This is a genomic window from Mycobacterium sp. RTGN4 (assembly GCF_033804635.1).
Classification (GTDB): Bacteria; Actinomycetota; Actinomycetes; order Mycobacteriales; family Mycobacteriaceae; genus Mycobacterium.
Genome location: NZ_JAPZLB010000002.1, coordinates 180694 through 201658, shown reverse-complemented (window position 1 = coordinate 201658; position 20965 = coordinate 180694). Strand labels below are relative to the sequence as shown.

Sequence of the window (20965 nt, the reverse complement as noted above, 5' to 3'; positions counted from 1 at the left end):
AAAACACCTGCCTCATAAGCATTTTGGCGAACTCTCATGCGCCGTCACGGGTCCTTCTGTCAGAGCAGGCCGAGCTTCTTCAAATCCGCCGTGTATTGAGCGATGGTCGCCGCGCCAACGTGCGGGATGTCATTGTCGGGGCCGACTTTGGCATCGCGAACCGCAGCACGGAATCGGTCGGTCCGCGTGACCGATCCAAGCACCGGGTCGGCGGGCTTCAATTCATGTGAACCCTGCAACAGCAATGTCAACACCTCCAGTACCGAGTGCTGACGCTGTCGATCTGGCAGTGCTTTCAGTCCTGCTTCGAACCGCTGCAACCACTCGCCGAAATCTTCGATGCGCTCGATCGGGTGGCCGGCGTCGATCAGCCAGTCGACGAATTCATCCATTCCGATGCCGTCGTCGTGCGGGTTCATCACGTGGTAGGTCTCGAACCCGACGAGCACTTGGGCTCCGAGCGTGTCGATCGCCTCGGCGACGAAATCCACTGACAAGCCGTCGAAGTGCGAGCGTTGGCGATTACCGTCGGCTCCGAGTTGGTAGAACGAACCGGGTGCGATACCCGTGGCCACCACACTCAGCACCGTCCTGGTAAACAGGTCCGTCACGTTGAGCTGCCCCGTATACGTGGTGTCGGCAAGGATCATGCCGCTGCGGAACACCGCCACCGGAAGGCCACACAGATCGTGCGCCTCGCGTAGCAGCACCTCGCCTGCCCACTTGCTGTTGCCATACCCATTGGAGTAGCTCTCGTCCAGCGTGCGGCTAGGACTGATGACACGAATATCGGCGTCCTCGGTGAACGCCGACGGTTCGACCTGGTCGCCGACGTTGGCAGTCGACACATAGGTGTAGGGCTTCAGCTTCGTGGTCAGTGCGAACCGGATCAACTCGGCGGTACCCACCACATTGGGGCCGAACAGCTCGCTGTAAGGCAGGACGCCATTGACGAAGGCAGCGGAATCGACGACGAGATCGACAGACTCGGCCAGCCGCTGCCAAGTGTGCTCGTCCAACCCGAGGTTGGCTTCGCTCTTGTCGCCAGCGACAACCTCCAGGTGGTTCGCGGCTAGTTCGTGGAAGTGCCGCAGCAGTTTTGGGTCACCACTGTCGAAGGTCTCGTCGAGGCGGCGGCGAGCATCCTCGTTGGACTCGCCCCGCACCAGGCAGATGAGCTTGCCGTCGACTGCCTCCATCCGCTCGAGCCAGTCCAGCGCCAGATAGCGCCCGAGGAAGCCGGTCGCCCCCGTCAACAGCACCGTCCGCACTTCCGCGCTTGGGCCAGGCAGTGCCGGGGCGCCGGCCAACGTCGACTCGTCGATGAACTTGTCCAGCGTGAGATCACGGGCGTGCACCTCACTGGTGCCTCTGCCGTGTACGGACGCATAGCTGGGCCCGTTGGCCTCAGCGCCACCCTCGGCCTCGAGTCTGCCCAGTGTCATGCTCAGGCTTCTGACGGTCGGCGCGTCGAACAGAACGCGAACCGAGAGTTGAAGATCGAACGTGACATTGATCTTGGTGATCAGCCTGATCGCCAACAGCGAGTCCCCACCGAGGGTGAAGAACGAGTCTTCAACCCCGACACGCACTCCGCTGCCGAGCACCTCGGCATAGATGCCTGCCAGGTTCTCTTCGACCGGGGTGGCCGGGGGGCAGTAAAGCTCTACGTCCCGGTACTCGGGTGCAGGCAGCGCACGTCTGTCGAGTTTCCCGTTGACCGTGAGCGGCAGCGCCTCGATCGCCACTACCGCCGCGGGCACCATGTAGGTGGGCAGCCGCTGGCCCAGTTGCGTCCGTAGCTCCGTGGGATCCACTGCACCGGGGTGCGATTCGGTGAAATAGCCAACCAACCGCTTGTCACCCGGACGGTCCTCGCGAGCGATCACCGCCGCCTGCTCGACACCATCCAACTCACTGAGCGCGGCTTGGATCTCACCCAACTCGATCCGATACCCACGGATCTTGACCTGCTCATCAGCGCGGCCCAGATACAGCAACTGGCCGTCAACACCCCAACTCACCAGATCCCCGGTGCGGTACATCCGCGCGCCTGGGGCGCCGAACGGGCATGCGACGAAACGCGTTCCGGTCAATCCGGCTCGGCGCCAATACCCGACGCCCACACCGGCACCGGCCAAGTACAACTCTCCGACGACGCCCTCCGGCACCGGCCTAAGCGACTTGTCCAGAACGAATACCGCGCCGCGGGGCACCGGCGATCCGATGGGGACCAGGCTCGATCCACCCGTCAATGGCGCACTCGTCGCCGCGTAAATCGTTGCCTCGGTGGGGCCGTAAGCGTTGATCATCACCCTGCCCGGCGCCCACCGATCGACCAGTTCCGGCGAGCAAGCCTCCCCGGCGACCACCAGGGTGGTCGACTCCAGCCCCTCCGGTGACAGCATTCCTGCCGCCGACGGTGTCTGATACAGGACGCTCACCTGTTCGGCGACCAGCAGATCGTGAAGGTCGGTCGGAGAGCCCACCATCTCCTCGGGCACGATGACCAACCTGCTGCCGTGCAACAGCGCTCCCCAGGTCTCCCACACCGAGACGTCGAAGACCAAGGAATGCCAGTGTGACCACACTTCGCTGGGACCTGCGGGCAGATCCGGACACAGCGACTGCAGGACCTGTGTCATGTTGTCGTGAGTTATCGCAACGCCTTTCGGCACACCTGTGGTGCCCGACGTGTAAATCAGATATGCGACGTCGTCGGGTGCGGGCCCTCGCAACATGGTGCCGGATCCAACCGCCGGGACCTGATCATCGACGTCGATCACCGCTACATCCGACCCGTCAAACCGCGTGCGCAGGGCTGCAGTGGTGATCGCGGCGATCGGCGCGGCGTCGTCGAGGACGAACCCAATTCTCGCGTCGGGATGGGCCGGGTCGAGCGGCACATAGGCTGCGCCGGACTTGAGCACCGCCAGGATCGACACGATCGCGTTGGCGGACCGTGGCAACAGCAGCGCCACACGCTCTCCCGGACCCGCCCCGTGGCTGACGAGTACGTGCGCCAATCGCTCGGCGGCCTCGTCCAATTCCCGATAGGTCAACGAGCGGCCCCGGAAGGTCAATGCCATCGCATCCGGTGTCCTGACCGCCTGCTCTGCGAACAGCGCCGGAACCGACACCGGCGTGGTCGACGGAGCCGTCAACACCGCGCGGTTGGCCAACTCGTCGAGATTGTCGTGTTCGACCGCATCGAGCACGTCGATCGCCGACACCGGCTGAGCCGAATCGGCAGTCATGGCCTCCAGCACCCGGCGGAGCCGCCCGATCAGCGTTTCGATGGTGCTCGCGTCGAACACGTCGGTGCGGTACTCCACGGTCCCGGCGATGCCGGCTGGCTCACCACTGTCGGTCCAGCGTTCAGCCAAGCCAAAAGTCAGATCCACACGGGCCGTGTGGGTGTCGGCGTGGAGGGCAGTGGCCTTCATCTCGCCCAAGGCCAACCCGGCAGCAGGGCCGCTGTCGTGCCCTGCGAAGTTCTGCCAAGCCAACAACACCTGCACAAGCGGATGGTGCGCCATCGACCGAGTCGGGTTGAGTCGATCCACCAACACCTCGAAGGGCACATCCTGGTGTTCGTAGGCGCCGAGGCTGCGCTGACGCACCTGTGCCAATACCTCAGCCACCGTCGGATCTCCGTCGAGATCCACCCGCAACACCAGGGTGTTGACGAAGAACCCGACCAACTCATCCAATGCGGGATCACTACGGCCGGCGATCGGGAACCCAACCGCCACATCAGAACTCGCACTCAACCGAGATAGCAGGACGGACAAGGCGGCCTGCATCACCATGAAGCTGGTCGCGTCGTTCGCGCGGGCCGCGTCGCGCACCTGCTGCTGCAACTCGACCGGCCAATCCACCGTCACGCTTGCGCCGCGATAGTCAGCGACTGGCGGGTACGGCCGGTCTGTCGGCAACTGCAGTTGCTCGGGCATTCCTGCCAGCGCGTCCTGCCAGTAGGCCAATTGACCGGCGATGCGACTATCGGTGTCGTCCAGCTCGCCCAACTGCGCGCGCTGCCACAGCGTGTAGTCGACGTACTGCACCGGCAAGGGCGCCCAGGCCGGGGGTCGGCCCAGCGCACGCGCCTCGTATGCCATCCCCAAACTGCTCACCAACGGAACGATCGACACTCCATCGGCAGCGATGTGGTGCACCACCGCCACTAGCACGTGCTCATCGGTGGCGACCCGGAAAAGCTTTGCCCGCATTGGAATCTCGGTTGCAAGGTCAAACGAGTGACGGACTGCTGCGCCGACGGCCTCTTCCAGGCTGCCGGCGGGCCAATCGGCGGCGTCGACTACCTGCCAGCCGAAGTCGATCTCATCAGCAGGCACCACCAGCTGCTCAGGCACTCCCTCGGAGGCCACGAACATCGTGCGAAGCGTCTCGTGACGGTCCACCACGTCGGCCAGCGCCATCCGAAGCGCCTCGGTGTCGAGGTGCCCACTCAGTCGCAACGCCACCGGCATGTTGTAGATCGGCGAAGGCCCGTGCAACTGATCCAAGAACCACAACCGATTCTGGGCGTACGACAACGGCACCACGTCCGGTCGCTCGCCGGCAACCAGCGGATCGAACGCGGCCGAGTCTTCGCCTACGCGAGATGCCAGCCGGGCGACCGTCTGCGATTCGAACAGCGCCCGCACCGACACGCCCGAATCCAAAGATCGGTTGACAGCGGCGACAACCCGCATCGCCAGAATGCTGTCACCACCGAGATCGAAGAAGGAGTCGTCCGCGCCGACCCGTTCCACACCGAGCACCTGGCCGAAGATCGCCGCCAGAATCTCTTCGGTGGGAGTGCCAGGAGCGCGGTAGCGAGCAGCGGTGTCCTGGTATTCCGGTGCAGGCAGGGCTCGGGTGTCGAGCTTGCCGTTGACGGTCAGCGGCAGCGCCTCGAGCACAACGACGGCCGCAGGCACCATGTATCCCGGCAACCGGTCACCCAAGACCGCACGCGCGCCGGCCGGATCGACCGATCCGGTGACATAGGCCACCAACCGCTTGTCACCGGGGCGATCCTCACGCGCGATCACCGCGGCCTGCTCAACCCCGTCCAAATCCGTTAGCGCCGACTGGATCTCACCCAACTCGATGCGATACCCGCGGATCTTGACCTGCTCGTCCGCACGCCCCAAATACTGCAACTGCCCATCAGCGCCCCACCGCACCACATCCCCGGTGCGATACATCCGCCCACCAAGACCACCGAACGGGCACGCCACAAACCTCGATCCGGTCAAGTCCGACCGGCCCACGTACCCGACGCCCACACCGTGGCCGCCCACGTACAACTCGCCGACCACACCCGTCGACACTGGCCGTAACCACTTGTCCAACACGAACAATGCCGCCCCAGGAACCGGCGACCCGATCGGGGGCGCACCGTCACCCGGTTTCAGCGGTGCACTGACCGCCACGCACATGGTCGTTTCCGTCGGGCCGTAGGCGTTGATCATCACGCGCCCCGGCGCCCACCGATCGACCACCTCGGCCGGGCAAGCCTCACCGGCCATCACCAACGCGAGCGACTCCAGTCCCTCTGACGGCAGCACGCCCATGGCAGACGGGGTGTTGGTCAGCACCGTGACGCCCTGCGTGACCAACAATTCGTGGAAATCGTCAGGCGAGCTCATCACCGACTCGGGAACCACTACCACTCGCCCACCGCTGAGCAACGGGGCAAGGATCTCCCACACCGAAACGTCGAAAGACAGCGAATGGCACAGCGCCCACGCCCCGGCGCGCGGCAACCCGGCATCCAACGACTCCAACAACTGAGTCACGTTGCGGTGGCTCAGTGCCACGCCCTTGGGCACCCCAGTGGTGCCCGAGGTGTAGATAACGTACGCAATGTCATCTGCGGCCGGTGTCGACAAGTCGACGCCGGGCTGGCGCTCAACGCCAGGTTCGTGGACGTCGATCACCGCGACGTGGGACCCGTCCAGACGCGACCGCAACTCGTCGGTGGTGATCGCGGCAACAGGCGCTGAGTCCTCGAGCACGAAGCTGATACGCGTGTCGGGGTGCGCAGGGTCGATCGGCAGATAGGCCGCTCCCGTCTTGAGGACGGCCATGATCGATACGACCGCCTCGACGGACCGGTTCAGGAGCACCGCCACGGACTTGCCGGGGCCCGCCCCGTGGCCCGCCAGCCGATTTGCCAAAAGCTCAGCGGCGTCATTCAACTGCCGGTAGGACATCGACTGGTTCTCGAGGGACACCGCGACCGTATCCGGGGTGCGGGCCACGTGGTCGGCGAACAGCCCGACAATGGACGCCGACGAACCCGACGGCTCGGCGAGCACCGCACGGTTGCCCAGCTCGTCGAGCCGGGTGTGCTCGAGCGCATCGAGCACGTCGATCGACGACAACTGCTGAGCCGGGTCGGCGGTCATCGCGACCACCAGCTGACGGAGCTGTTCGATCAGTGTCTCGATGGTCTCCGCGTCGAACACGTCGGTCCGATACTCGACAGATCCTGAGATCCCGTCGGGCTCACCGGCATCGGTCCAACGATCGGCCAAGGAGAACGCCAGATCCATGCCTGCGGTATGCGCATCGCCTGGAAGGGTGGTGACCTCAAGCTCACCCAGGGCCAACCCGCCAGCGGGGCCTGCGAAGTTCTGCCACGCCAACAACACCTGAACCAACGGGTGATGAATCAGGCTGCGGGTGGGGTTGAGCCGATCCACCAAAAACTCGAAGGGCACATCCTGGTGTTCGTAAGCTGCCAGGCTGCGCTGACGCACCTGTGCCAGCAACTCCGACGTAGTGGGGTTTCCGCTCACATCGACCCGCAACACCAACGTGTTGACGAAGAATCCGACCAACTCATCCAATGCAGGATCACGACGCCCGGCGATCGGGAATCCCACGGCCACATCGGAACTGGCGCTGACCTTGGCCAACAACACGGCCAGCGCGGCCTGCATCACCATGAAACTGGTCGCGTCGTGCTCGCGGGCCACTTCACGCACCCGCTGCTGCAATTCAACCGGCCAGTCAACCGCCACACTGGCCGCGCGATGATCAGGTACCGGCGGATATGGCCGATCGGTCGGCAACTCCACCCGCTCGGGCATGCCGGCCAGCGCATTCTCCCAATACGCCAACTGCGTCGCGATCCGACTATCGCCGTCGTCGACATCACCGAACTGCGCACGCTGCCACAGCGTGTAGTCCACGTACTGCACCGCGAGCGGGGCCCAACCCGGGGCCTGGCCCGCACACCTACTTGCGTAGGCGACACCCAAGTCCCCTACCAACGGGGTCACCGACAACCCGTCGGCGGCGATGTGATGCACCGCACTCACCAACACGTGCTCATCATCGGCAACGCGGAAAAGCGTTGCCCGCAACGGAATCTCAGTCGCAAGCTTGAACGGGTACTGCGCAGCCGCATCACGAGCTTCTTGTAACCGGCTTGGCGACCAACCCGTGGCATCAACGACCTGCCAGCCGAAGTCGGCCCGCTCAACCGGCGCCACCACTTGCTGAGGCGTGCCCTCCGGCGCCACGAACAGCGTGCGCAGACTCTCGTGGCGGTCCACCACATCGGCCAGCGCCGCACCCAACGCTTCGGTATCGAGCCTGCCGCTCAGTCGCAAGGCCACCGACATGTTGTAAATCGGCGAAGGGCCCTGCAGCTGATCCAAGAACCACAACCGACTCTGCGCGAACGACAACGGCACCGACGCCGGCCGTTCAACGGCCACCAATGGTTCGAGTCCACCGCCACCGCCGCCGAGCCGGGGCACCAACTGGGCGATCGATGGCGCGTCGAACAACACCCGCACCGAGAGGTCCGCATCCAAACCTGCGTTGATCGCAGCGATCACCCGCATCGCCGACAGCGAATCCCCACCGAGCTCGAAGAAGGAGTCATCCACCCCGACCCGTTCCATGCCAAGCACCTGGCCAAAGATCGCCGCCAGAATCTCCTCGGTGGGAGTGCCAGGTGCGCGGTAGCGATCGGAGTCCTGATGTTCCGGCGCCGGTAGGGCTCGAGTGTCGATCTTGCCGTTGACCGTCAACGGCAGCGCCTCGAGCACCACAAATGCCGCAGGGACCATGTATCCCGGCAACCGCTGCGCCAACACCGCACGTATCCCGGCCGGATCGACCGATCCGGTGACATAGGCCACCAACCGCTTGTCACCGGGGCGATCCTCACGCGCGATCACCGCGGCCTGCTCAACCCCGTCCAAATCCGTTAGCGCCGACTGGATCTCACCCAACTCGATGCGATAGCCGCGGATCTTGACCTGCTCGTCCGCACGCCCCAAATACTGCAACTGCCCATCAGCGCCCCACCGCACCACATCCCCGGTGCGATACATCCGCCCACCAAGACCACCGAACGGGCACGCCACGAACCGAGTGGAGGACAACGATGGCCGCCCCAGGTATCCGACCGCGAGACCTCCTCCTGCGACATACAACTCTCCGACCACACCCGTCGGCACTGGCCGTAACCACTTGTCCAACACGAAGAATCCGAGATGCGCCAGTGGCACACCGATCGGGCTGACGGCGCGGTCGGTGTCATGGTCGACTATCTCGCGGAATGAGGCATGCACCGTCGTCTCGGTGATGCCATACATATTGATCATCCGCGGCGACCCTGGGTGATTGCCCAGCCACGTACGAAGACGCGGTGGTTCAAGCGCTTCGCCGCCGAACACCACCGTTTGGAGCTTGAGATGTTCCCCCCGGTCGGGATTCAGCGCATCGGCGGTTTGCAGGGCATAGAACGCCGATGGGGTCCGGCTCAGTATGCCGACCTGTTCGCTGACCATCAGGGCGTGGAAGTCCTCCGGTGAGCGCGCCGTGGACTCGGACACCACTACTACACGCCCGCCTCGCAGTAACGCACCGAAGATCTCCCACACCGAGAAATCGAAGGCAAGAGAGTGCGACTGCGTCCACACCTGCCCCGCCAGCTCGAGATCGTCATCCAACGAATCGAGCAACTGGATCACGTTGCGGTGCGGGATGGCAACGCCTTTGGGCGTTCCGGTGGTGCCGGACGTATAGATGACGTAGGCAATGTCGTCCGGAGCTGGCGCGGGTAGTGGGGTGCTGGGACGGGCGGCAACCTCCGCATCGCTGACACCGATGATCGTCACGTTAGAACCGACGAGCCGCTCGGCCAAAGCCGTGGTGGTGACTGCCGCTATCGGGGCGGCGTCACCGAGCATGAACTCGATGCGCGAGTCGGGGTGCGCGGGATCCATTGGAAGATAAGCCGCCCCGGTCTTCAGCACCGCCATGATGGCCGCTACCGCGTCGACCGAACGCGGAAGCAGAATCGCCACGAACTCACCAGGACCCGCGCCCTGTTCGGCTAGCAAGTGCGCCAACCGATTAGATGACTCGTCAAGTTCGCGATAGGTCAACGAGCGATCCTCGAAGGTGACCGCGGTAGCCTCTGGAGTGCGCGCGACTTGGGCGTAGAACATCGCCGGAATCGACGTCGACGTGGGTGTCGGCTCGGTCAGCGTCGCCCGGTTGCCCCACCCTTCGAGTCGGGCCAACTCGCCGACATCGAGCACATCGACCGTCGACAGTTGCCGACCGGGATCAGCCGTCATCGCCGCCAGCACGCGCGCCAGCCGTCCGATCAACGTTTCGACGGTCTCGGCGTCGTACACATCTGTTCGGTACTCCACCGTCCCGCCGATTCCCGCGGGCTCACCGCTGTCGGTCCAGCGCTCCGCCAAAGAGAGCGTCAGATCCACACGCGCGGTGTGGGTGTCGGCTGACAGCGGGCTCACCTGAACATCGCCCAATGCGAGTCCACCCGTGGTCTCATGATCCTGTCCGGCGAAGTTCTGCCACGCTAGCAATACCTGAACCAGTGGATGGTGTGCCATCGATCGGGTCGGATTGAGCTGATCTACCAGCACCTCGAACGGCACGTCTTGATGCTCGAACGCCGCAAGGCTCCGCTGACGCACCTGCCCCAGCAAGTCTGACGTGGTGGGGTTGCCACTCAAATCCATTCGCAGCACCATGGTGTTGACGAAGAATCCCACCAACTGGTCGAGCGCCGCGTCACTCCGCCCGGCGATCGGGAATCCCACCGCCACATCGGAACTGGCACTCAGTTGAGACAAGAGCACCGCCAGTGCGGCTTGCACGACCATGAAGCTGGTCGCATCATGCTCGCGCGCCACCTCACGCACCTGCTGCTGCAGCGCCGCCGGCCACTCCACGGTCACCTGGGCGCCGCGATAATCCGCCACCGCCGGATACGGACGGTCCGTCGGCAGCTCCAACCGCTCCGGCAGCCCCGCCAACGCATCCTGCCAATAGGCCACCTGTGCAGCGATACGACTATCGCTGTCGTCCAGCTCTCCCAGCTGCGCCCGCTGCCACAGCGCGTAATCGACGTATTGCACCGGCAACGGCGCCCATCCCGGTGCTTTCCCTTGTTGCCGAGCCAGGTACGCCGCACCCAGGTCTGCGACCAACGGCGTCACCGACAACCCGTCAGCAGCGATGTGGTGCACCACCGCTGCTAGCACGTGGTCGTCGCCATCGACGCGGAAGAGCCGTGCTTGGAGTGGAATTTCGACGGCCAAGTCGAACGCGTAACGTGCGACCGATTCGATGGCCTCGCTGAGTTGATGCGTCGACCATGCGGTGGCATCGACGACGTCCCAGCCGAATTCGATGTGATCGGCGGTCAGGACCGATTGCCGCGGTACCCCGTCGACAACGGGAAAAACCGTGCGCAAGCTTTCATGGCGATCCGCTACATCTACGAGCGCCGCCCGTAGCGCGTCGGTGTCGAGCGCGCCGCTCAGTCGCAATGCCACCGGCATGTTGTAAATCGGTGACGGTCCGTGCAACTGGTCCAAGAACCACAACCGGTTCTGGGCGAACGACAACGGCACCGCCTCCGGCCGCTCGACAGCTGTCAACGGCTCGAACCCACCGTCAGCCCCACCGAGCCGGGGTACCAACTGAGCAATCGACGGGGTGTCGAACAACGTGCGCACCGACAAGCCCGCATCCAAGCTGGCATTGATCGCGGCGACCACCCGCATCGCCGACAGCGAATCTCCACCGAGATCGAAGAACGAGTCGTCCACCCCGACCCGCTCAACGCCGAGCACCTGGGCGTAGACACCGGCCAGGATCTCCTCGGCAAGGCTGGTCGGAGCCCGATAACCACCGACATCGCGGTATTCCGGTGCAGGCAGCGCACGTACGTCGAGCTTGCTATTGGGCGTCAGCGGCAGCGCTTCCAACACCACCACGGCCGCGGGCACCATGTAGGCAGGCAGCCGCTGGGCCAGTTGCGTTCGCATCGTGGCGGGATCCGTTGCCCCAGCATGTGATTCGGTGACATAGCCGACCAGCCGCTTGTCCCCGGGGCGATCCTCGCGGGCGATCACCGCCGCCTGCGCGACACCATCGAGCGCAGCAAGTGCGGCTTGGATCTCACCCAGCTCGATGCGGTAACCCCGGATCTTGACCTGCTCGTCGGCGCGGCCCAGATACAGCAGCTGCCCGTCAGCACCCCAACTCACCAGGTCCCCGGTGCGATACATCCGTGCACCCGGCCCCCCGAAGGGGCACGCCACGAACCGCGACGAACTCAATCCCGCCCGTCCCACATATCCGACCGCCAGTCCGGCACCGGCCACATACAACTCACCGACCACGCCCGCCGGTACCGCACGCAACCACTCATCGAGCACGAACAGCGCAGCTCCAGGTACCGGCGCGCCGATCGGCACTCCCGTTCCGGGTGTCAACGGCGCACTGATCGCCACACACATCGTCGTCTCGGTCGGGCCGTAGGCGTTGACCATCACCCGCCGAGGCGCCCACCTGTCCACCACCTCGGACGGGCACGCCTCGCCGACCACCACCAGCGCCGTGGACTCCAAACCCTCTGGCGAGAGCAGCCTCACCGCAGACGGGGTCTGCGTGAGCACACTTACCTGCTCGGCAACCAGCACGTCGTGGAATTCATCCGACGCGACCGCCACCGACTCGGGTACCACGACCACGCGTCCACCACGTAACAGCGCACCGAAGATTTCCCAGACCGAGACGTCGAAGGCCAACGTATGAGTTTGCGCCCACACCCCCGCGCGCGGCAGCCCAGCATCCAACGACTCCAGCAGCTGGGTCACGTTGTGATGGGTGACGGCCACCCCCTTGGGCACACCAGTCGTGCCAGAGGTGTAAATGACGTAGGCGACGTCGTCGGGCGCAGGCGCAGGCAGTGCATCGCACGGACTACCGGAAATCCGCGGATCCTCGATGTCGATGACCGGCAGCTCACCTCGCCCCTCCAACAACTCGGCCAGCCCGGCAGTCGTGACTGCTGCGATGGGTGCCGCATCGTCGAGGATGAACCCGATCCGAGCCTGCGGCGCGGCCGGATCTATCGCCAAGTACGCCGCCCCGGACTTGAGCACTCCCAGGATCGACACGATTGCCTCAGCCGAGCGGGAGAACAGCAGCGCCACACGCTTGCCCGGGCCTGCACCCTGGCCCGTCAACCAGTGCGCCAACCGATTCGCAGCCTCATCCAACTCGCGATAGGTCAACGAGCGGCGCCCGAAGGTCACCGCCACTGCATCCGGATATCGCTTCACCTGCTCGGCGAACAACGCCGGAATCGACACCTGCGTGGCCGACGGCCGTGCCAACAGAGCCCGATTGCCGACATCATCCAACTGGACGTGCTCATCAACATCGAGCAGATCCACGGCCGACAACCGCCGCCCCGGATCGGCCGTCATCGTTACCAAGACTCGCTCCAACCGCCTCGCCAGATCGGAGGCGTCGAAACTCGCGAATGGCCGTCCGGTGCCTGCGGTCCTGAGGTCTAGCTGGTCATCGCCCGCGTTGGAGAAGATGAACCCAAAACCTCCGACGGGCCCCGTGTTGGTGAATGACGCCGTCGCAGTAGCGCCACCGAACGACAGCGGGAATGTCGGCGGCAGGAAATTGACGCTGACCCTGTCGTCTGGCGAATTGTTCGGATGGGCTCGCCGTTCAAGGGTTTGTACTGGGAATCTCTGATGCTTGACCGCTTCTCGAATTCGCCCGTCGACATGTTGGCAGAATTCGGCAAAGGACGCTCCAGGCACGACGTTCAACACGAGTGGCACGACGCCGGCAAGCATCCCCGGAAGCGTCTTCGACTCTGGACGAACTCGTCTCGCGACCGGGAAATCGAGCACCACCTCGGGACCCTCAAGGCTCCACCCCCGCACGAGAAGTGCGCACGCGGCGGTGATAATCGATGAACGCGGCAAATTCCAAACGTGCGACAACTCTGCTACTCGTCGCAGGACCGCGGGGTCCAGTCGAGCCGGTGCAGACAGCCAGAACGGATCACGCTCGCTCGCGACCTGGGACGACTGATACAGCGGCCCGCTTTGCTGTGGAAGGTTGCCGCTCCAATAGGCTTCGTCTTGCGAATAATCGCTGGACGTTTCATATTCGAGTTCGCAATCCACCAGGTCCTGCAAGGAGCCGAAGATCGCTGGAGGTACGGGTGCACCGGAATTGACCGCGGTGTAAACAGACGCAATCCGTTGGCCAACGAGAGCCAGTCCGGACCCGTCCATGACTATGTGATGGCAGCAACCGAACAGGTAGAATTCGTCGGCTCGGGTCTGGAATAGCACGAACTTGAACAGCGGACCGGTGAATGGCATCGGCGTGCGTTGAATCGATGATGCCATCTCGTGTGCCTCAGCCACAGCATCTGGCGACCCACTCAGATCATGAAATTCAAGCTCGACATCTGGGTAATCGATCGCCCTTTGCAGTACCTGGCCATCCACCTCGAAGAAGGCAGCCCGGCCTGGCTCGGCCTCTCGCGTGACTCGCCGCATCGCCCACTCGAGGGCGTCATGATCAACTACGCCTTCGATTTTCACGAAGAGGCCCAGCTGCCACTCCGTACTTGAGTGCCCCGTCTCGTGCGCAAGCCATATGTCCAACTGCCCCCGCGTCACCGGAAGTGACTGGCCGTCGAGTTCCATACGCATTCCCCTAATCCCCGGGTTCATGTTGAGACCCCGACCCTGCTATCAGCATTTCGGGAAGACCCGCAGTCAGGACGCTGTGCCCCCTGCCAACCTCTCGCGCAAACTCCTCGGCCGTATGTCGGGCCAGTTCTGTTCGATGTAATCCAGACACGCAGCGCGATCCGCGTCGCCGTAAACCACCCGCCAACCGGGCGGCACCTCGGCAAACGTCGGCCACAGGCTGTGCTGCTCCTCGTCGTTGATCAACACAACAAAATTGCCGTCTGCGTCATCGAACGGATTGATACTCAACGCTTTCTCCAAATACCCAGATATCTAGTCGACATGTGTGAAGCTCTCACCGACCCTACTGTAGTTAGCTAGAGACGTTGATGAAACTCTCAAGTTGATCCGGTTATCGTTAAGTAATGCCCAGGCCACGTGAGATAAAACCCCCGCAGGAGTGTGTAGTTGCTGGCGCAATCCTTACCTATCAGCCAGATTGCCGCAAACGGGAGAAGGTTTCTACAAGATCAAAGCGGGCCGCAATGCTTTTGGCGAGCTGAAGCATTTTAACGGCGAGGTCGCTCGCGCGGGCGATAAAATGCCAGGAAAGGGCGGTGCGGGGGTGGCGACCAGCGAATCTTGCGTGACCGCCGAGCACTGAATGTCGTGGACCGCTCCACATGCGGCGATCACGCCGCGGTACACAGTTAGCTGCGAGACGTTGCGGCAAGCTTCAAAAGGAAGGATGGTTGCTCGACACTATGTTTCGATTCGCGCAAACCGTACTTAAATAATGTTTTGTTCCGTCATGTAATTCCTGAAGTACGAATCGGAGGAAATCGGCCCTTGTCAACATCCGTGCTCATTACTGGTGGGGCAGGTTTTATCGGGTCCGCACTCGCGCACCGTCTCGTCGAGGCGGGTTACGACGTCGCCGTGATGGACGTCCTGCACCCGCAAGTGCATGCCGGGCGTGATCCGATCGACCTGCCACCGTCCGCACGATTATTTACCGGCGATGTCACTCACGCACCCGACTGGGATGCTGTGCTTCGGTTGTTCCAGCCTTCCCAAGTAGTCCACTTGGCGGCTGAAACGGGAACCGCGCAGTCGCTGTCCGAGGCGACGCGTCACGGTTCCGTAAATGTGGTGGGCACCACCCAACTTCTTGACGCCTTGAGCCGCGCTGGAATCGAGCCCGACCAGCTGGTCGTGGCGTCGTCGAGAGCCGTATACGGCGAGGGAGCGTGGCAATGCGGCACAGCAACCGTTTACCCGCGACCCCGCAGCCACAAACAGCTGCTCGCTGGTATTTGGGATCCCGCAGGCCCCGACGGCGAACAGATGACGCCGCTTCCCAGTTGCGCAGGCCGGACGGAGCCCAAGCCTACGAATATCTACGCCGCAACCAAGCTTGCGCAAGAGCACGTGATGGCTGCCTGGACGGCCGCTCATGACTCCAATCTGAGTGTCTTGCGGCTGCAGAACGTCTATGGGCCGGGGCAGTCGCTGACGAATTCGTACACCGGGATAGTCGCGCTCTTCGCACGATTGGCGTTCCAGCAACGCTCGCTGGAGATCTACGAAGATGGCCACATCGTGCGCGATTTCGTCTTCATCGACGACGTGATCGATGCCCTGTTCGCTGCGGTGCACAGGCCTGCGACTGAGCCCCGCTGCCTCGATATCGGGTCGGGCACCGCAACCACCATCGGCGAGCTTGCCCGCAAGATCGCCATATTGTGCGAAGCGCCTGAACCGACCGTCGTTCCGAAATTCCGGGATGGTGACGTGCGCGCCGCGAGCTGCAACATCGAACCTGCGAAGAGCGCGCTCGACTGGCGTCCGAAGTGGACGCTCGATGACGGACTGCGTGCACTACTTAAATGGATTGGCTCCCAGCGAATAGCCGATGGAGCCAAGCGGTGACTATTCGGTAGTGCGCGGGCAATCAGCCGGCACGTCGTAGCCGGGCGAAATCTTCCACCAGATGAGCAGCGGCTACTGCGCTTTCGGCGGGCTTGGTCGTCTTCGGCGCGATCGCGCGAGCTCGGGCGGCGTAGTCCGGCGCAAGAATTCGGCGTAGGTCCGCGACCAGCGATTCCCGGGTGGTGTTCGTAAAGCGTCGGGCGGCGCCCACTTTCAGCCGCTTGCTCGCAGCCCCTCGGAGTGATTGGTCGGGCCACGTCCACAGGATCAACTGCGGGACTCCTGCACGCAATCCCGCGGCGAGAGTGCCCGCTCCTCCGTGGTGTACGACCGCGCGACAGTTTGGAAAGATCGACGTGAAGTTCACGGCGCCAACGACTTTGACGCGTTCGGAATCTGAAACCCCGGTGAAATCGCTCCAGCCGGCGCACACCAATGCGCGCTCGCCCAACTCGGCACACACCGCGCTGATCATGGCGACCGTCTCGGCGGGAGACTCGACTGGAATGCTGCCGAATCCGAAGTAGATCGGCGGTGTCCCCCCAGCGACCCACGACGCGATTTCTTCGTCGGCATCCGTCGTCATCTCCATCGTCAACGCACCGACGAAGGGCCGTTGACCGTCGGCTTTCGCCCATTCGTCGGCCAGTCCAGGAAAGCAAACCTCGTCGTAGCCCTGGATTTCCAAAGATCCGCGAGCTGCGATCCGTCGAGGCGCGGGGCGGGTTGCCTTCGTCAGACCCAACTCCCGACGCTGGACGTCCTCGACCTTCTTCCCCATCCGCCAATTCAGCCATTCGTACGCCTGCATCGCGGATCGAATCCACGGTGGCGGCAGGATCGGAAGTCCCAACTGGCCATGGGCACGCGCCGGGAAGTGATGCAGCGTGGCGAATGGGAGGTCGTAGTACTCCGCGACGTTGGCCGCGGGCTCCTCGAAACTCAGCCCGGTTATCAGCACATCTGCGTCGTCCGCGAGGGACATCAGCGTCGTGCTGATCTTCTCCCAGCACTCGGTGGTGGGCCCCCAAACTTCGCGCCACAACTTGATCGCCTCAGGAATGTTCCAGGGGTTGCGTGTATAGAAATCGCGATGCTTGTCCAGCCAGGGCCGGGTACTCAACCCATAACCGACCGCTTCAAGCCCAGCCGACTCGACGAAACCAACCATGTCGGGTGGGACAGCCATGCGCACTTCGTGTCCGTTGCGCAACAGCTCTCGACCTACAGCTACGCCGGGCTCGATGTCACCACGACTTCCATAGAATGCGAGCACAAATTTCATCGACGCTCCTGCCTTTCACTTGTCGCACGGGCGAAATCTTCTACGAGATCAGCGGCGGTTGAAATGCTCTCGACAGACTTGGTCATATGGGTGGAGAGCTCGCGGGCTCGGCTGGCGTACTGCGGAGTGAGGACGGTCCGGAGATCGACGACAAGCGACTCTCGCGTGGTGGCCGACAAGCGTCGGGCAGTGCCCACCTTCAAGCGCTTGACCCGCGATCCCCACAGCGTTTGATCCAGGTCGGTGGAGAGGATCAAGGTGGGAACCCCGGCGCGCAGGCTTGCCGCCGTAGTGCCGGCTCCGCCGTGGTGCACGACCGCGCGACACCTCGGGAAGGTGGTCGAATAGTTCACTACACCAACAACTTTGACGTGCTCGGAGGCGGCTACCTGACTGAAGTCACTTGAGCCGGAGCCGATTAGTGCCCGCTCACCCAACTCCGCACAGGCGGCGTCAATCATGGCGACGGTCTCGGCAGGAGATACGACAGGGATGCTGCCGAAGCCGAAGAAGATGGGCGGCTTCCCCGAGGCGATCCATGACGCAACCTCGTCATCGGCATCGGTCGTCAGTTCCATCGTGAGGGCTCCGACGAAGGGCCGTTGGCCATTCCATTGGGCCCACTCGTCCGCCAGCCCAGGGAAGCACACCTCGTCGTAGGCCTGAAGTTCCAGTGATCGGCGTTCGGCAATCCGTCGCGGTGAAGTGGTCTTTGCCTTCGGCAGCCCTAGCTGACGGCGTTGCGCGTCATCGAGCTTCTTGGAAGTGCGCCACGCCAGCCACTCGTACACCGTCATGACGAGACGGGCCACCGGGGCTGGCAGGCTCGCGAGGAGTCGGCCGTTAGCCCTTATCGGGAAGTAGTGCAGAGTCGCCAACGGAATGTCGTGATGCTCAGCAACATTCGCAGCGACCTCCTGGTAGCTGAGCCCGGTGAACAGCAAGTCCGCCTCATCGGCGAGGGACGTCAGCGTCGCGCTCATCTCCTCCCAGTGCTTGGCGGCAGGCTCCCAGGTCTCGCGCCACAACCTGATCAAGTCCCGGACCTTCCAGAAGTTGCGGAAGAGGCGTGTCCAGAATTCGCGGTGCACGTCCAGCACTTCTTGCAAGTCCGGCCCGTAGGCGACTGCGGGAAGTCCGGCCGACTCGGCAAAGGCGGAGAGGTCAGGCGGGACCGCCATGCGCACGTCGTGCCCTCTGCGTAGCAACTCACGACCTACGGCGACGCATGGCTCGATGTCACCCCGAGTTCCATAGCTTGCCAGTACGAATTTCATCGCGGAAATCCCCACCTTCCACTTGCCGTGCGTGCTGCAACTGAAGCGAGCTGCGGACCGACGCTTAGCCCGCGCGGAAGCTTAACCCCGTACCTCAGACTATTGATGGCGACGCGATTCTACTTGCTGCCTAGTGGCTTCGTTCGCTGCGCAGGGGGCGGCAATTTTGCCAAGAAAAGTATTCGGGGAGCTTTGCGACATGTTCAGCAGCAAAACGTCGCGCCACCACATGTGCGCTTTGCTACGCTTCGACGACCAGCCAGCGATCTCGCCGATGGGCTACCCGAAATTGACGTAAGTTCGGGCAGCCCAGATGGGACCGCACCACCGTTGTCGAACGGAGTCAAGGAACAGATGACCCCAGGACTATCTACCAAGATCCGTTGGGCGACCAGAATGTACGGCTATTTGCTCTGGGTGGCGATTGGGCATCCTTCTGTACTCTGGCACTATCTCGCAGGCAGCACGCGCTATCTCCTGATCAAGTTCGGGATTCCATCGGGATCTGCACAGCACGTGGCTGCGGTTCGTAAGGAATTTGAGACATACGCGGCGCAAGGCCAGTTCAAGGAGCGATGGTTCGACGGCAACATTGTGCCGTGGAGTAGTACGTTCCGGCCGATCTTCGATCGCTCAGATCCCGTCAGGATGCTCGAGATCGGGTCGTGGGAAGGTCGATCATCTCTGTTTCTTCTGACCTATTTCACGAAGGGGCACTTGACCGCCGTGGACACATGGTCCGGCGGGGACGAATACGAGTACAACGCGACGCTTGACCTGCAGGACCTCGAATCCAGATTCGATGGGAACGTTGCGCCTGGTGCCAACCGGGTCACGAAACGCAAGGGGCTCTCGCTGCAGGTACTGCCTCAATTGCTCGATGAACAGCAAAGATTCGATGTGATCTATGTGGACGGATCGCACTTCTCCGATGACGTTCTGATGGACGCGATCGTCGCCTGGCGACTGTTGAATCAAGGCGGCGTGGTCATGTTCGACGATGTCCTGTCGCCCTTCTACACGCGCGCGCGGGCCAACACGGCGTGGGCGTTGAAGACGTTCATGAAGTATCACGCCGGAGAATTCAAGTTGTTGAGCGCCGGGTACCAGATCATCCTGCAAAAAACCGTTACACACACGGATCAGGTGGCGTCCGAAGTGGGCGATCTCGCTGGCTTCCAGTACGACGAGGCTCACAACTAATCCAAGATTGGTCCGACCGCACAGGAATGTGCTGTGGGTCCCTGAGACCGCTGAAGCAAAGGGCCCCAACAACTAGCTGCGTTCCAATGCTCGGCCGAAACAAACGCGGCTGCCGACCATGCAGTATTCATTCAGGGAAGTCCCGAGCTCGCGACTAGCACGGCCGCCCCGAGTACCGGGCTCGCACCTTTTAGCGCCAGGTTGGCACCAGCGACGCGGGTAATTTGCGGAGCCTAGCCATGGCCCACTAGCCATCGCTCAGGTTGGTCCGTTCACAGTGCTGGATGAACGCAGTATCACACGAAGGTCGTTGTACCTTGAAAGTAGCTGAGGAGTCGCCGCGGGCATTTGTGAAGTTAACGTGTTGATTTGCCGCGCTTCACGCGTTGTTCCGACATACTCTCTTCATGAATCTGACGAGCCGCCTCTTGCTAGCGCCATCCTGGACATCGGTCGGGAAATATTGGTACCCATTCATCAGCCGGTTCGCGAGCGCAGATGATGCGGTGTTCATCAATTGGGGTTACGAGGAGGACCCGCCGATGGCGCTCCCGTTGGCGGAGTCCGACGAGCCCCACCGATACAGCATTCAGCTCTACCACAGCACAGCTACCCAAGTGGAGATCAAGGACAAAGAGGTACTCGAAGTCAGCTGCGGGCACGGCGGGGGGGCCTCGTACCTAGTGCGAACCCTGGGCCCAGCTTCCTACACCGGCCTGGACCTGAACCCCGCCGGCGTCGAATTCTGCCGGAGGAGGCATCAACTGCCCGGGCTGGATTTCGTACAAGGCAATGCCCAAGAGCTGCCCTTCGCCGACCAGTCCTTCGACGTGTTGGTCAACGTCGAGGCCTCGCTTCACTACCCGCGGGTCGACCTGTTCCTTGCAGAGGCCGCCCGTGTGCTGCGCCCGGGGGGCCATCTCGTCTACGCCGATGCGCGCCGGGAAGACCACATCGCCGAGTGGGAGAAGGAGTTGGGAAACAGCCCGATGCGCATCGTGTCGGAACGGGTCATCAGCGAGGAGGTCGCCGTCGCGCTCGAGGCGGATTTGCCTCAACTGCGGGAGCAGGGGTTTCGTTACACCCCTTCGTTCTTTGCCGACAAGTTCATCGCGAGCGTCTGCGACGGGTTGCGTAAGGGCGAGATGTCTTACCGGATGTATTGCTTCGTCAACGACTGAACGTTTCTAGATCGTGGCCGACAAGCATTAGGTCGAGAAGCTAGCCATCCC

7 protein-coding genes are annotated in these 20965 nt (G+C 63.0%); 3 read left to right on the top strand and 4 right to left on the bottom strand.

What is annotated here, in order from left to right; all coding sequences use genetic code 11:
- Window positions 1-59 precede the first annotated feature (59 nt).
- Window positions 60-14048 (bottom strand): non-ribosomal peptide synthetase, encoded by a 13989-nt coding sequence (locus SLQ30_RS04925; protein WP_319448968.1) that lies wholly within the window; start codon window positions 14046-14048, stop codon window positions 60-62.
- A gap of 72 nt (window positions 14049-14120) precedes the next feature.
- Window positions 14121-14345 (bottom strand): MbtH family protein, encoded by a 225-nt coding sequence (locus SLQ30_RS04920; RefSeq protein ID WP_319448818.1) that lies wholly within the window; start codon window positions 14343-14345, stop codon window positions 14121-14123.
- A gap of 552 nt (window positions 14346-14897) precedes the next feature.
- Here SLQ30_RS04920 and SLQ30_RS04915 point away from each other — a divergent pair.
- Window positions 14898-15968, top strand: coding sequence for an NAD-dependent epimerase/dehydratase family protein (locus tag SLQ30_RS04915; RefSeq protein WP_319448969.1), 1071 nt, complete (start codon window positions 14898-14900; stop codon window positions 15966-15968).
- A 22-nt stretch (window positions 15969-15990) separates the two neighbouring features.
- Here SLQ30_RS04915 and SLQ30_RS04910 read toward each other — a convergent pair whose 3' ends face one another.
- Window positions 15991-17253: a glycosyltransferase gene (locus SLQ30_RS04910; protein ID WP_319448819.1), complete on the bottom strand. Its 1263-nt coding sequence runs from the start codon at window positions 17251-17253 to the stop codon at window positions 15991-15993.
- A complete protein-coding gene (locus SLQ30_RS04905) occupies window positions 17250-18530 on the bottom strand; it encodes a glycosyltransferase (RefSeq protein WP_319448820.1) in 1281 nt (426 codons plus the stop codon). Before SLQ30_RS04905 ends, SLQ30_RS04910 begins: the two co-directional genes overlap by 4 nt.
- A 354-nt stretch (window positions 18531-18884) precedes the next feature.
- Here SLQ30_RS04905 and SLQ30_RS04900 point away from each other — a divergent pair, with 354 nt between their 5' ends.
- Window positions 18885-19733: a class I SAM-dependent methyltransferase gene (locus SLQ30_RS04900; RefSeq protein ID WP_319448821.1), complete on the top strand. Its 849-nt coding sequence runs from the start codon at window positions 18885-18887 to the stop codon at window positions 19731-19733.
- Window positions 19734-20140: 407 nt separating this feature from the next.
- Window positions 20141-20914, top strand: coding sequence for a phthiotriol/phenolphthiotriol dimycocerosates methyltransferase (locus tag SLQ30_RS04895; protein ID WP_319448822.1), 774 nt, complete (start codon window positions 20141-20143; stop codon window positions 20912-20914).
- Window positions 20915-20965: the final 51 nt, after the last annotated feature.